We start from the raw sequence: 14,082 nt of genomic DNA, 5'->3' as shown, positions 1-14,082 counted from the left end.
AGCAACCTCGTGGTTGCGTGAATAAACCGTAACGTATAATAAGCTTCCTAAGTCCGCCGATCGCCCCAGCCGATTTATTTCCATGCAAGGCATCTGCTTCCTAAATGCTGTTCAATAATTGAAAAAGCCGCGAAAATCGCGGCTTCATGTTGGTATTTATTATAATATTTCCACATACCCCTCTGTTCCATTCACGCGAATGCGCTGTCCATCCTTGATCCTTTTGGTTGCGTTCTCGACGCCGACTACGGCAGGCAATCCATATTCACGCGCAATAACGGCTCCGTGGGTCATCAGTCCGCCCACTTCGGTGATCAATCCTTTAATGGATACAAACAATGGCGTCCAGCTAGGGTCCGTAAAAGCAGTGACTAAGATGTCTCCTTCCTCCAGATCAGCGTCTTCCATGTTTAAGATGACACGTGCTCTTCCCTCAATAACGCCCGAAGAAACTGGCAGCCCTACAATGGCTTCAGCAGGAATATTTTCCCGTTTGTACTCACCAACAATGATCTCGCCATCCGATGTGATCACACGCGGAGGAGTCAGTTTTTCATATAATTTGTACTCGTCTTTTCGTTTGTTGATCATTCGGTAATCCAATTTATTTGTGCGTACGGCATCGTGAAGTTCTTCAAAAGAGAGATAATATATATCTTCTCTGTCATGAATAACGCCCGTTTCTACGAGTTGTTCGGCTTCTTTCAGTAAAGCCTGCTTATATACGAAGTAGCGATTAACCATGCCGTATTTCGGATACTCCCGATAACCAATGAAATTCCGGATAAGGTCGATCATTCGTTTGGTTTCTGCGGCTTTTTGTTCACCATCCGGCAATCGGCTTAATCGTTCCAGGAGTTCTTGTTCTTTGTTCAGCGCTTCCTGTCGTCCTTGCTCAAACTTTCGATGGCTGGCATTAGGCTCAAAGTTTTTGATGTTACCCAGAATCAACGGGACGAGCGTAGCGGGTTTTTCGCTCCAACGAGTTCTAGTGATATCGATTTCTCCGGCACATCGCATCCCGTATTTGCTGAGAAAATCACGAATCGCGTCTCGGGCTTCACGCCCGCCATCAAACGTAACCAGCTCATCCAAAAAGTCATCATGTTTGACTTTCTGCAAATAATCAATGACTTCCGGATAAGGACGAATCGCATCTGCGACATCGAGCAGCGCCAGACCCATTTCCGAAGTAATATTATGGGGTACAGACTGAGAAAGCGTGTCTGCTGCGTTTTTTTCACCTAGCCACTCGTTCATTTTTTCGTTGATCCATGATGAAGCATTCATGGCAGCCATAAAGACAGCCGAACTTTGCGGGTCGAACAGAATCTTCTTCAATTGCTGGATATCTTCCAGAATGAAATCAAATAAATCCGTCCCGGATTTCGTCCCGATGTTATGTTTTAACTCTTCGATCGATGTTTGACTTCGTTGAATCAGATCATTAACGATTGTCGGCTCGTTTTCGAATTGTGGGGGGGCACCGGCAGACGGCATAGCATTACTGCTTTTAACGGGACTCGCTTCTTTTTTATCAACGGGTAACGATTTTATAAAATCTCCTCGATCTATGATGGTCATAAGTGCGTCTTTCATGAGCGGATCGTGTTGTTCCATGCTATTTAATAAAAATTCTCTGCTGTTAGGCGATGCCAGATGATGTGTGACATCAACAAACAATCTTCCGCCGGCTTTGCGCATGGGTGCAGGAGTCGTTAGCAGGAAAAAAGACAATCCCAGCGGTTTCATGGGATCCGTCATCATTTGTTGATGACCAACAGAGATATAGACGCGATTTTCTTGATCACTCGCTTCAGGAATCGGGTATAACGTCGTGATCGGCCGGCTCTGAACGATATAAAACACGTCATCGGCCAGGCACCATTCGATATCTTGCGGCCGGCCGAAATAAGCTTCAATCTGTCTTCCGATGCGTGCCAGCCGTAAAATTTGTTGTTCGGTAAGGGTTTGGATCTTTTGCTGATCGGGGGCAATCGACTGGGTCTTTGTTCCGCCCTCCTGTCGTCCATAGATCGCCAATGTTTTGGCGGCTATCCTCTTATCGACGATGACCTCATCCTGTACTTTGTAACAATCGGCAGATACCAAACCGGAGACCAGCGCTTCTCCAAGTCCAAAGCTGGCATCGATGGACAGCAGCTTTCGATTGGATGTTATCGGGTCTGCCGTGAATAGTATCCCTGAAGCCTGCGGGAAAACCATCCTTTGAACGATCACGGATAAATAAACTTGACTGTGGTCAAATCCATTTTGCATCCGGTAGATCACGGCGCGATCCGTGAATAGGGATGCCCAGCATTTACTGATATGCTTCAAGACGGCCTCTGTCCCGATGATATTTAAATAGGTGTCCTGTTGACCGGCAAAGGAGGCATGCGGTAAATCTTCAGCTGTCGCACTGGAACGCACGGCATAAGCATGTTCCTCGCCATACCGAGAGAGATAATGAGTTACGGCTTTCACGACGTCGGCAGGAATCTCTGCGTCCATAATGATTTGCCTGATCTTCCTGCCGACTTCACCAATTCGCTCCCGATCCTCTGCTTTTAGCATGGCTAGCTGTCCCAGCAAATCATGATAGGTTTCGTTTTGTTCGATGGCTTTTTGATATCCCGCGGTTGTAACACAAAATCCTTCCGGTACGTGTATTCCTTCGATTTTTGCTAATTCTCCTAGATTCATTCCTTTTCCGCCAACGAGCAACAGCTGGTTTTGTTCCATGTCTTGAAAATCGAGAACCAAAGAACGCATTCAACATCTCTCCTAACCATTAATTTGAGAAAAAAACATTTGACAAGGGTATTTTTAGCGTGGTAAAATTAAATTGTAATATGAGATATTTATACCCTCACATCTGATTGTGCCGCATTCAGATTGTATCATCGTGTCTATGTAATTGCAATAATAAAGAACCTGAAATCAGAGGATTCAGGTTCTTTTTTGGGTTTTCGTTATTTATTTGACTTCTCACCGCTTAGTATTCCTTTTTAATTACAAAGAACGAGCCCCGAATGGTGCCGGCTAATTTGGACTTCTGCCTTGCAAACTTAAACTTCCCTTCCAACTCCTGCGGTACCTCCATCCCCTCCGAAAGCTTAAAACCGACAGCCCGCTTCTTAGGATCATCAACCGTATACATGACATTGACCGCGAGGCCATCCTCATAAAAGACGAAAGCCCACTGGATATTTTCCACTTGAAAACGCGACGTCTCCAAAGGTTTGGCCGCAAACTCAAGATCTCGTTCTTCTTTCAATATTCGGTTCACATAATCCAAAGTCTCCTGGCTATCGCCGGCTGGTACAACCGTAAATTCATGCTTATATTTGTTCATGAAGTAACGCGCCTCATTCGCTCGTAAACCAGCCAGCGCTTCCGCTGCGGGCGAAGACTCCAAACCAACCGTAGATACATTTTTAAAATCAACGATATAAGCCATGCCGCTTCTCCTTTGATCTTATTTATTTCCTTACGACGGGAATCCACAATTCGCCACATACGAAGCCGTCCCGCTCTTCCATCTCCACCGTTGCATTCGGCCCGCCGACATAGGCAAAATCCTTGGCTGACGGCAATACTTGACCAAAGGCAATGCCGGTAAGTTTATTGCTCAGCTCATCCGCCGTTTTCCCTTCCCCTTTTACAACGAGGTATTCCCCTTTAGGAAATTGAATAACTCTAGTGGCCTCTGGTAACGACTCCTCCGTCATGACGCCGGCATAATACATCATCTTGTTATTGACCGCCTCGTTTACGGCAAAAATGTAATCATTCGCAGCTATGGCCTTTAAGGTATCAAGCCTTCCATCTTGCTTCACCGACTCCCAAAATTCCGTTTTTTCCTTGTTGATGCCGGCATAATCCGTGTAATCGCTTTTAAGTTCGGTTCCAATACCTAATACGATAAAGCTGTCTTTTTCCTCAAGCGTATAATTCTCCATATTCAAAACCTTCCTTTTTTAAAATTTTTCAAATGATTTGTCTTTTCACTTGATAGGTTTATAATAACCTTAAATCATGTCAAAAAATGATACTGTTTAGGAGAGTCCGATGAAAAAAGTTGAGCGGATTAATACCATCATGCGGTATATCAACAACCGCGCCCACTTTACCATTTCTGAAATAATGCGCGAATTTAACATTTCTCGCTCGACGGCGATTCGAGATATTCGAGAAATCGAAGCCATGGGGATGCCGCTTGTCGCTGAAGTTGGGAGGGATGGGGGGTATTTTGTCATGAACAACTCCGTCCTGCCCACGGTCCGCTTTACCGACACTGAAATCAAAGCTTTGTTTATCGCCTTTATGGCCACTCGAAATCAACAGCTCCCTTATCTAAAGAGTCGCCATTCTTTGGCTGAAAAATTACTCGGCCTCATCTCGGAGAACCAACAAGACGATCTTGTTCTACTAAATCAAATATTGCTGTTTGAAGGAACCAATCCTCATAATCCCGACTTGCTTGATCTGTCCGACCTGCCCCATCCGATGTTAGAAAAACTCATCCAACTCCTTCTGCTGGACAACTATTTATTGGTTTCCATCCAGGAAGAGAAGGAATTAAAATCTTATCCCATTTATCTCCTGCACCTTTATCGTGAAAAAAGCTTATGGTTAATTGAAGGCTTTGACTTAGCGGAAGAAAAGAGACGGATTATTCCTGTCGACAATCTTTCTGACATAGAACGATTCCATACGAAAAAAAGAGTTGGCAAGAAAAAGATTTTAGAGCAGCTGAGTAAACAGGAAGAGCTCATCAACCTTGTCCTTGATCTTGGTCCAAAGGCGATTGCCCAGTTCAAAAAGTACCATCCTGTAAAGTTTTCCATTGCATATACGAATCCTTACCAAACCACAGCCGTTCTTAAGGCTTTTATCGATGTGAACAAGGTGGAAGAATTGACCGAAATCACGAATTGGCTGCTATTTCTAGGTGGGGATATCAAGGTTAGGGAGATACCCGAACAAGTCGTAGAAAGTTTGAAAGAAAGATTCAGCTTGTACTGCCCATAAACACCGCCAGTGAAACGATTAATTCAGTGATAGCCTTCCCGTGGCCTTTCATCGAAATGAGCAATAGGAGCTCCATCCAAAATTTGGCCCGCGACAATTAGCATAACTTTTGTTCCAGTTCGGCCTTCTGGAGCAGGTGGTATCTTATGATTCGTCCGCGCTCGGGCCATACATCCCCGGTACCGGTATGCCGAGCAGGCGGAGATAGACCGTCAACTGGCCCCGATGATGATAAACGTGGTTGAACATCAGCGTGCGCGCCATGTCGATCCGAGGCGCTTCCAAAACGGTCTCCCCCTTGCTGACGAGCCTCCAGGTATCTCTTAGACCGTCTTCTCCCCATGCCCGAAGCTTGGTCTCGGCGAGTGACATGCTATTTTCCAGTGCATCAAGCAATTCTTGCCGGTTAGTCGGCTCGGGCAATGGTACAACCGGAACCTCGCTGACCGAATCATCCAACAATATAGCCAGCCCTCCGGGTACTCCGGCAATATGCAGGGCAAGCTGCCCCAAAGACATCGATATCGGATGCGGTCTCCAAGAAAAATTGTCTTCCGGGAGCTTTTCGAGAAGCGCCCGTGTCGATTCGGCTTCCCTTTTCAATTCGCTGATCCATTCCTCAATTACGCTGATGGTGATCTCCTCCTCCGGCCTATGCCGTTCATCTCTTCCACCTTATCATCCCATGCGGGTAATCGTTTCTTACGGATTGCGGAAATCGCATTGGATCCCAGAGAACGCAAAGCTCCAAGCTGCGAGTAACGCACCTGTACGCGCATGATCAACGTGTCTTTTTTGAAAGCAGGCTATTTTACGGGATCCGGTCCGAATACCGGCGCCAATTTTGATGCAGACAATTGCTCGCTCAGTCCGAAATATTCGCAAAAATTCATAATCATCGGATTCCATTTCGCTGGATCGATATAATTGGGGGTACCAGTCACAAGAAGTTCTTCTTCAATATGGATTTTTTCTATTCGAACTTCAATGGCAACCAGCGAGCTGGGTTCTTCAAATGCATGGAGCTTCACAAGTTTGGCTTCCAGCTGCACTGGGCATTCTTTGACGCGCGGAGCCTGAACGATTAGGGATGGAAGTGGTGTTAAGCCAGCGACTCCGAATTTATCCGCCTCAAACCTGTAGCCCCTCTGTGCTTTAGAATCAGGGACTGGGTTGCTCCCCGTCAACAGCGTCAGCCGATCCACAGCAGGAATCAAGTCAACCGACGGAAGACTAAGTACGCACTCCCGTTCGCGGATCAAATTTTGAACCGTCTTCGATTTTCTGCTCATACCCAGCATACACGATTGGTTGAGCCACCAGGCTGACGACATCGGAGACAGGTTGGGCGTACCGTCTTCGTTCATTGTGCTGATTAACACAACCGAAGTCCCGAAGTAAAGGATTTTGGGTTCAATTACTTTATGCATGACAGATTCACTCTCCTCGATAATAAGCTTCAAGGGTAATGTATCACAAATTTCCGGATGTTCTGGGGAATATCGAGTAAGAGCACAAGATACTGAAATTATGGATTCACCGCAGATACGACTGCAAAACTTCTGACTTAAAAACCGCTTTAACAACCATTTATAAGTTATAAGAAAGCTGCGAACAGAACTTGCACCCTTAATGCAATTACGATACTGGACTTTAGTCGAGGTCTGTTACCTGCCGCGGTCTGTTCCGAACCACGAAGATATTCGTTACAATATAGCGAAGACGTTTAGAGGAGCGATTGATCATGAATTACGAGCATAAAGTACAGAGGGAGATCGCCGACTGGGAACACCAGATGTTCAAACCGCCGGGCTGGCTGGAAAAAACATCGAAAACCATCGGCAGCCGGATTAATCATTGGATTCCCCCGAAGGTGCACACCATTATAACGACCACCATACGATCGATCGTGCGTACGGCACTGTTCGGAGCAGAATATACGCCTAGCCGGCCGGTCCAGCGTTCTCTGGAACTGGAAGCTGCCGATCAAGAAGCGAAAGCGTTGTTTGCTCTGTACCAAAAAATCGCGGTTGCCGAAGGAGCTGGTACCGGAGCCGGCGGCATCATGTTCAGCATGGTAGACTTTCCGGCTTTAATCGCGATTAAAATGAAATTTTTGTTCGAGCTGGCGCATGTTTACGGTTATGACACCAAACACTTCTCGGAGCGGGTATTCATCCTCAAGGTATTTCAAATGACGTTTTCGGGGCCCGAAAACCGTGCCAGGCTGCTCGATTCCGTCAAGCGTTGGCATATTGAAAAGGAACAATGGCGCTCCGATACCGAATATGCCCGGAATATGGACTGGGAAACCTTTCAGGTCGAGTATCGAGACGCCATGGATTTCCGGAAAATGCTGCAGATGGTGCCCGGGATCGGCGCTTTTGCAGGCGCTTGGGCGAATTACACCATACTTGAGGAGCTGCGCGAATTCGCCATGAACGCTTACCGCCTGCGCAGATTGCACGATTTCGAGGGATTGGGTTAGCCCTATCCCTCCCCCTAAACATCTAAGGTACATGAACGAAGCATACCAAAAAGCAGCTCATCCATAGGATAGCTGCTTTTTGGGTGTTTCCATTGTCATTGCCACGCGCATACTTCCATTTCCGAAATGGCGAACCCCATCCCGAAATTCCGCTACTACTAAATTTTGGAAAACGGAATTATAATCTTTTTGTCATCGCATGGATTGACACTTACAGTCAGCCAACTATCACGCCAAAATAAAGGAGGGATGCCGTTTCAGTCCCGATTGCGAAGTTGTTTTAATCCTAAGTCCAAAGGAGGAAATTTGATGATGCAGAAGGGAATGCGTTACCTGCTGGTTCTGTCGCTGCTGCTGACCTGTTGGTCCGTTTTCGGTACGAGAGCCGAAGCTGCGGACTATACACAGGGGGTTGAATTATCCGGCAGCGCAGCCACCGTATGGTTCAAATCCGCCGTCAACACTAGCTGGGTCGATGTCCATTATCGAGTAAACGGCGGTGAACAGCAAAATTTCAGAATGTCTTACCATGCCGGAAAATCCCGATATGAGCAGGCCATCTCAGGCATTGCTGCCGGCCAAGTGATTACTTATTCGTTTACTTACAATAACGGGATCCCTGCCTATGACACAGGTGTATTTTCTTACACCGCCGGTTCCACGCCGCCTCCCTCTTCTTCCGGCTCCATATATGACATTCTTCCATCCACTATCCCCATGCCGCCAAACGGTGCCGTCTCGGTCAAGATCATGAACGGAACCCATGGCGCTTATACCGACCAGCAAATATACTGGGGCGTTCTCGGCATCAATCCCGTCAACAACCAGTGGAGCTATTTGGACCTTAACGGCAATCTGGTACCGATCTCCAGCGCCTTGAATGATGCGCCAGGCCATTTAACCAAGAACGGCATCAACTACGCCAACATTTATCATAAGGTCAGCGATGCTTCTTGGGTCACATTGCCCCAGATCACATCGGGCCGAATGTTCCTTAGCGTCGGCACTCCTCTGTACTTGAAGACCTTTAACGATGGATTCGCCGGCCCCGATCTGAACAATCCGACCGACCCGAACCGCGATATTTATTTTGATTTCGTTGAATTCACGATTGACGCCGCCGGCTATCACGGCAATACGACACGCGTCGACGGATTCGGTTTTCCCCTTCAGCATCGTCTGGTCAATAAATCCGGTTCCTTCGACCAGACTGTAGGCGAGCTGGAATCCGAAACCCGAAACGGAATCTTCGCCAAATTCCAGGCGGAAGTTCCTGCCGCCTTCAAATCGTTGGCCACGATTCAAGCACCGTATCGCATTGTCGCGCCGATTCACGGTTCTTTTGCCCAGGGTGGCGCGAATGCCAACTATTTCGGCGGGTACGCTCCGTACAGCACCCAGGATATTTTCCGGTGCGACGGCGCTTTAACGGATGCGGCAACTTGTGCCGCCATTCAACGTCATGTTTACAAGGCCAACGACTGGAATAACGTTTCGAATTACTATCAAGCCGCCCCGGCCAATTATTACGCAAAATTCTGGCACGACCACAGCATTAACCGCTTGGCCTACGGTTTTCCGTATGACGATGTCAACGGCCAGGCCGCTTACCTTGAAGTTGGCGACCCGAAAGGCCTGATCATCCGCATCGGTTGGTAAATCCCCCATGATACCTGAGTGACTGAGATTGGAAATAGCCTACTCGCTTTATCTATCATCTTTAGTGCAAAAAAGCCGCGATTTTGGCGGCTTTTCATTCGTTTATACCCAGTAAACCGGTTAGAAACCACATAACGCCGTGGAGAACAAGACCGGCCTGCCCATTAGGGAGCCTCATAGTTTTTTAACGGCATACCTACATATTCGCGGAAGGAGGCAATCCGCTCTCCCTCGAACTCGAAGACGATGGCAAGCTCATTACTAAAAGACCGGCCATTCAACAAACCTTCTGAGCGAAATACCACCATCCCGTGGTCCGCATTCTCAATCAAGACGAGCGGAATCAGCTGCATCTGAAATACGGAACGCTCGAACCTGACCAGCTCCTCGAACCGCTCTTTGCCTTGCTGCTTGTGATCCCACCCATCTAGCGGGAGCGGAACAAAGAAATGAAAACCATCTGTAACCTTATCGAGAAAATCCGCTGTATGCCCTGTTTCTAAAGCCTGCTTAAAAGCTTCAAAACTTTCAGTCGTTCGGGTTGATACGGAGTCTACGGATTTTTGCATGTAGGCTTCCTCCTTATGGTTAATCGTTAAAATGATAGCTCCATTCATGAAACTGTCGATCATTCGCCTTTGTTTACGTTTTCCAAGCTTTGATTAGCGTGTCTGAACCTTTAACTGGCTTGATATCGTTCCGAGGTGAATGGCTTCGTGAAGCAGCGCGAAGTTGAACAGGTCCCCAGCCGTACTGAATTGGAACGGTCCCATGACAAACGGAGTTGAAAGCTTCTCGTCGAGCATATCAGAATTCAGCCCAGATAGGCGTGAAAGCTGAGCTGTTAACATCTCGACCAGCTCTTTTTTCGATGGAGGAGCCACCTTCCATTCCGAGGGCTTGGTTCCGGAGTTAAACAGTAAAGCATACGAGTCCGGTATGTCTGATGGGGAACCAAAGCTCAGGGCAGTATACGTATCCATCCAATAAATGATATGGCCGACATTCCAACGGATGGTGTTGTTAAATCCTGCAGTTTGTATGTCGAACTGCTCCTCCGGTATAGCCTGCACCTGCTGCAGCACCACTTGACGTCCAATCTTCGCCGTATTGATTATCGCTTCGGACATGTTCATTTCCTCCTTTGTCATAATAAACGTTTGTTATGCTCCCAAGTATAGGTCGCACGGAACGTTACATCAATACAGTGGACATTACCGGAACGTTAAGTATAAGTTAACGATAATGAATTGACAGATCAGGAAGATAACGCCACAATAATCGTGAAACATCCATTCAATGATGCAAGGGAAAGCAGGTGTGCAGGATGGAGTTAAAACAACTGCAGTATTTTATGGCTATATGCGAAGAGCTTCACTTCTCGAGAGCAGCCGAAAAAATGGGAGTCAGTGCTCCCAACGTAAGCCAGCAGATCAGGAGATTGGAAGAAGAATTAGGGGTTCTGTTGTTCGATCGCGTGGGAAAAACCATTGTTCTTACGGACGCTGGAGCGATTCTTCATGAACATGCCGCCGCCGTGTTCGGGCATCTGCAGCAAGCGGGCGATGCCATTGCCGATCTGAAGCAGATGCAAGGTGGATCGCTATCGATCGGCGTCTTGCCCGGTGACGCGGATCTCATGTTTAATGCCTTGCTGCTGGATTTCCATCAGACCTATCCCACCATCTCGCTGTCCCTTCTGGAAACCATGAAGGTCACGGAACAGGTTCTGGACCGAAGCATCGATATCGGCGTAACCATCGGACCCGTTAACGATGAACGTCTTACGTCAATCCCCCTGTTTCACGAGGAATTCTCATTGGCTGTACATAGGAACGATCCTCTTGCAGGGGAGAACTTCATCCCATTGAACAGGCTGCGCTCCATGAATATGGTCATGTTTCCACCCGATCATCAATGCCGCAAGCTGATCGACCGCTTCTGCATGGACAACGGCTTTGCATTGCAGCCTCATATGGTGACCACAACATTATCCTCCCTCCTCCAGATGGTACAGAGCGGAGTTGGCGCGTGCGTTCTGCCGCGACTTCTACTGGATAATCTTCGCAATGCGGAGATCAAAGTCGTGCATCTAAGGAATCCTACGCCTTCTCAAGACATTTGTCTGATCTACCGCAGCGACAGATTCGTGGGATACGCCATGCGCACATTCATAAAAAATTTGAGGGCTTATATCGAGACAGCCATCCGTCATTCAAAGTCTTCATGAGATAGGGATCTTTCCGTGTTCAGTTGTGCACATAACTTTTTCAAATGATTTGCTGCGCGATCTCCCACACATGCCCTGCCGGATCTGTGAAGGCAGCGGTTCGGACACCCCATGGCCGATCCATTGGACCGTTAAGCAGGGTAACGCCGCGTGTTTTCAATTCGCTGCATACTGCATCTACATCATCCAACCGGATCGTAAACTGGAACCGAGATCCGGATTCACGGCTCGCGACTGTTCCAGGACGGATCAGACCGTGGGCTTCGGAGATATTCAGGAGGTTAATGCTCATATTTCCGAAATTGAACACCGCAGAAACATCGTCTTCATAAACGGCGGAAAAACCGAATACTTCTTGATAGAACACCTTCACATTGTGCAAATCCTCCACAAACAATGTAATTACATCGACATTCAACGACCCTAAAGACCTCATACATACACCCCTTCACACTCAAATCAACTCATATTCATCATAATAGAATTAAGGAATTGATATTTCTTTTTATTTGCTATGCCATTCCTATGAATATCTCATTGTTTCTTCATATCATATAAATTTCACTTGCGGAACTTTGTTAAGTTGCTCTTTTATAACGCGAGCTATGGTTTGGACTCCGATTTCGATGTGCTCCTCCTCTACCTGCGATACGCTTAAGCCTACTGACATGAGTAGGCTGTTCTACGCAGATATTTTTTTGCCATTAGGAAAGGGAAGCGAAATCAATAGACGAATCGCTTGCTGTGACCCGGATACCACGCAGATTCGGTCAGGAACCGTAAACACTTGCAGTTCTCGCAGACGCGGATTTTTTTATGTATGTTGACAAATTGCCGCTGTTTTTGTTATTTCCACCAAACGACAGCATGATCAGGCTCCGTAGAATATGCCGATGGAGCTATTACTACCGATTCCCCAATTTGAGGAGTGAGTATGTGCACATGTTTTTGTTTAGCAGCCATAGTCACGCGTTCGATCGGTTCATTCCAGTCATGCAAGGCCAACGTAAACCCTGCCCAATGGATCGGAATCAACCATTGCCCTTTCACATCCAGATGAGCCTGTACCGTCTCTTCAGGCATCATATGAATATTCGCCCAACGTTTGTCGTATTGACCACATTCCATGAGCGTCACATCAAATGGGCCGTATTTTTCTCCGATCTCATGAAAATGTGGACCATACCCGCTATCCCCGCTGAAATACACTCGACTCTTGTTGCTGATAATGACCCAAGACGACCATAAGGTCGAATCGCGGTCAAACAGGCTTCGCCCTGAAAAGTGTCTCGCTGGCGTGCAGATGAGTTGTAGACCGTCTAACCCGGATGCATCCCACCAATTATGTTCGGTAACGCTCGATTTCGAAATCCCCCAGCGCTCCAAGTGACCACCAAGGCCAAGCGGCACATAAAAATGCTTAGCCTTCTCCTTTAGCTTCTGAATGGAGCTGAAATCCAGATGATCATAATGATCATGTGACAAAACGACGGCATCAATGGGAGGAAGCTTGTCCAGATCAATAGGAATCTCCCTGCTATAACGTTGATTCCCAAAAACAGGGATTGGGGATGGAGACGTTCCTAACATAGGGTCGAACAGCAGCGTTTTCCCCTCGATTTCCAGCATGAATGCAGAATGCCCAAACCACGTTACACGTGTTAGCGCTTGTTGTTGTATACTTGCGGGATCTACTCGCTTTATCGGTAATGGAGAAGTCGGCTTCCGATTGGGATTCCGTTTCATGTAATCGCGTAACAGTGACATGAAGTCCGTTGTTCCCATCCTCATGGAGGTATGGATTGGATTCACAAAATGATTACGGTCGAAATTCGGGAGTTTGCGAAATTCGTTTCGTTTTTCCCTAGATACTCTTTGGCCGAATGGCGGATAATATCTCAGAAACAATGCAATGGATAGGATTAAAGCAGCGCATATTAAAAAAATGGTCATAGGGTTCTACCTCGATTTGTCCAATCTAGTCTAAGATAAAAGAATCGGATTACATAAATTGTAATGCTCCTTCTTACATTTAAGCTTTCACAGCATCCCAGCTCATAACGATAGCTGCTTCCAATTCCCGATTACCAAATCGGGTTCCGTTCTTCAGATGTGATTTCGCCAATTCGGCTACGGGTAAAATCGAATAAACGATCAACATATCCACATCTTCCGCTTTCAATATATTCTGCTTCTTTCCCGTTTCAAACATCTCGAAAATGGGTTGGAACAGGCTTGCGGTCTCGTCCAAACACCATTTCTGGGGCAATGGAGAATTCATGATTTGCTCTAAAAATAGAAAATAGTCTTTGTGCGTATGTATAAACTCCACATACTTCCGGATGATCGATTCAAAGCGTTCTTTAACCGATCGCGTATCATCGAATCCCTGTAACATGCTCTTACTCATCTTGCCCTTCACCTTTAAGTAAGTCTTAAGCAGCAGATCCTCCTTATTCTCATGATAAATATAGATCGTTGCAGCCGATACATTAGCCTTCTTAGCTATTTTGGATATCGACGTTTCCGCAAACCCAATCTCATTCACTAATTGAATCGTCGCGTCAAAAATGGCTTCCACTTTGTTATCGTCTCTATGTCTCATGAAACAATAATAAACGATCATTCGTTTATAATCAAGAAACCGGGCCGGGAACTCCTCCCGAAA

General features: G+C 46.7%; 14 protein-coding genes and 1 pseudogene. 4 read left to right on the top strand and 11 right to left on the bottom strand.

The window, feature by feature from the left end:
- Nucleotides 1-159 precede the first annotated feature (159 nt).
- The 3 genes from ppsA to JNUCC32_RS08455 form a co-directional block, all read right to left on the bottom strand.
- Entirely contained in the window at nucleotides 160-2,775 is a 2,616-nt protein-coding gene (gene ppsA / locus JNUCC32_RS08465; RefSeq protein ID WP_192571652.1) for a phosphoenolpyruvate synthase, read from the bottom strand.
- Between the two features lie 223 nt (nucleotides 2,776-2,998).
- Nucleotides 2,999-3,463 carry a DUF8821 family protein gene (locus JNUCC32_RS08460; protein ID WP_009592531.1) on the bottom strand — a complete coding sequence of 155 codons (465 nt, stop codon included), beginning with the start codon at nucleotides 3,461-3,463 and terminating at the stop codon, nucleotides 2,999-3,001.
- 22 nt (nucleotides 3,464-3,485) lie between these two features.
- Nucleotides 3,486-3,965, bottom strand: coding sequence for a GyrI-like domain-containing protein (locus JNUCC32_RS08455; protein WP_192571651.1), 480 nt, complete (start codon nucleotides 3,963-3,965; stop codon nucleotides 3,486-3,488).
- 109 nt (nucleotides 3,966-4,074) lie between these two features.
- On the opposite strand from JNUCC32_RS08455, the gene JNUCC32_RS08450 reads away from it, so the two are divergent.
- A complete protein-coding gene (locus JNUCC32_RS08450) occupies nucleotides 4,075-5,037 on the top strand; it encodes a helix-turn-helix transcriptional regulator (protein ID WP_192571650.1) in 963 nt (320 codons plus the stop codon).
- 144 nt (nucleotides 5,038-5,181) lie between these two features.
- On the opposite strand, the gene JNUCC32_RS08445 is transcribed toward JNUCC32_RS08450, so the two are convergent.
- Together JNUCC32_RS08445 and JNUCC32_RS08440 are read right to left on the bottom strand one after the other, a co-directional pair.
- Nucleotides 5,182-5,640, bottom strand: coding sequence for a DinB family protein (locus JNUCC32_RS08445; RefSeq protein ID WP_228468903.1), 459 nt, complete (start codon nucleotides 5,638-5,640; stop codon nucleotides 5,182-5,184).
- A 203-nt stretch (nucleotides 5,641-5,843) separates the two neighbouring features.
- Nucleotides 5,844-6,467 (bottom strand): flavin reductase family protein, encoded by a 624-nt coding sequence (locus JNUCC32_RS08440; RefSeq protein ID WP_192571649.1) that lies wholly within the window; start codon nucleotides 6,465-6,467, stop codon nucleotides 5,844-5,846.
- A gap of 314 nt (nucleotides 6,468-6,781) precedes the next feature.
- Here JNUCC32_RS08440 and JNUCC32_RS08435 point away from each other — a divergent pair, with 314 nt between their 5' ends.
- Nucleotides 6,782-7,525 (top strand): EcsC family protein, encoded by a 744-nt coding sequence (locus tag JNUCC32_RS08435; RefSeq protein WP_096774010.1) that lies wholly within the window; start codon nucleotides 6,782-6,784, stop codon nucleotides 7,523-7,525.
- Between the two features lie 309 nt (nucleotides 7,526-7,834).
- Nucleotides 7,835-9,184 (top strand): glycoside hydrolase family 64 protein, encoded by a 1,350-nt coding sequence (locus JNUCC32_RS08430; RefSeq protein ID WP_192571648.1) that lies wholly within the window; start codon nucleotides 7,835-7,837, stop codon nucleotides 9,182-9,184.
- Nucleotides 9,185-9,348: 164 nt separating this feature from the next.
- On the opposite strand, the gene JNUCC32_RS08425 is transcribed toward JNUCC32_RS08430, so the two are convergent.
- Together JNUCC32_RS08425 and JNUCC32_RS08420 are read right to left on the bottom strand one after the other, a co-directional pair.
- Complete coding sequence (locus JNUCC32_RS08425) at nucleotides 9,349-9,753, bottom strand: nuclear transport factor 2 family protein (protein ID WP_096774011.1); 405 nt, start codon at nucleotides 9,751-9,753, stop codon at nucleotides 9,349-9,351.
- Between the two features lie 93 nt (nucleotides 9,754-9,846).
- Nucleotides 9,847-10,314, bottom strand: coding sequence for a DinB family protein (locus JNUCC32_RS08420; RefSeq protein ID WP_096774012.1), 468 nt, complete (start codon nucleotides 10,312-10,314; stop codon nucleotides 9,847-9,849).
- A gap of 197 nt (nucleotides 10,315-10,511) precedes the next feature.
- Between JNUCC32_RS08420 and JNUCC32_RS08415 the strand changes: the two genes are divergently transcribed.
- The gene (locus JNUCC32_RS08415; RefSeq protein ID WP_192571647.1) at nucleotides 10,512-11,414 is read left to right on the top strand and encodes a LysR family transcriptional regulator; all 903 of its coding nucleotides are present in this window, start codon (nucleotides 10,512-10,514) and stop codon (nucleotides 11,412-11,414) included.
- 40 nt (nucleotides 11,415-11,454) lie between these two features.
- Here the strand turns inward: JNUCC32_RS08415 and JNUCC32_RS08410 are convergent, their stop codons facing one another.
- From JNUCC32_RS08410 to JNUCC32_RS08400, 4 genes and pseudogenes are all read right to left on the bottom strand, one after another.
- Nucleotides 11,455-11,850, bottom strand: a complete 396-nt coding sequence (locus JNUCC32_RS08410) for a VOC family protein (RefSeq protein ID WP_036660737.1) — start codon at nucleotides 11,848-11,850, stop codon at nucleotides 11,455-11,457.
- A 211-nt stretch (nucleotides 11,851-12,061) separates the two neighbouring features.
- A pseudogene (locus tag JNUCC32_RS31835) lies at nucleotides 12,062-12,216 on the bottom strand (PLP-dependent aminotransferase family protein); the annotation flags it as partial.
- A gap of 44 nt (nucleotides 12,217-12,260) precedes the next feature.
- Nucleotides 12,261-13,205 carry an MBL fold metallo-hydrolase gene (locus tag JNUCC32_RS08405; protein ID WP_430623463.1) on the bottom strand — a complete coding sequence of 315 codons (945 nt, stop codon included), beginning with the start codon at nucleotides 13,203-13,205 and terminating at the stop codon, nucleotides 12,261-12,263.
- A 241-nt stretch (nucleotides 13,206-13,446) separates the two neighbouring features.
- The gene (locus JNUCC32_RS08400) at nucleotides 13,447-13,995 is read right to left on the bottom strand and encodes a TetR/AcrR family transcriptional regulator (protein WP_228468902.1); all 549 of its coding nucleotides are present in this window, start codon (nucleotides 13,993-13,995) and stop codon (nucleotides 13,447-13,449) included.
- Nucleotides 13,996-14,082 lie beyond the last annotated feature (87 nt).

Origin of the sequence: Paenibacillus sp. JNUCC32 (assembly GCF_014863545.1) — a bacterium.
GTDB classification, from domain to species: domain Bacteria; phylum Bacillota; class Bacilli; order Paenibacillales; family Paenibacillaceae; genus Paenibacillus_AQ; species Paenibacillus_AQ lautus_A.
This window is presented reverse-complemented; position numbering and strand designations above follow the sequence as displayed.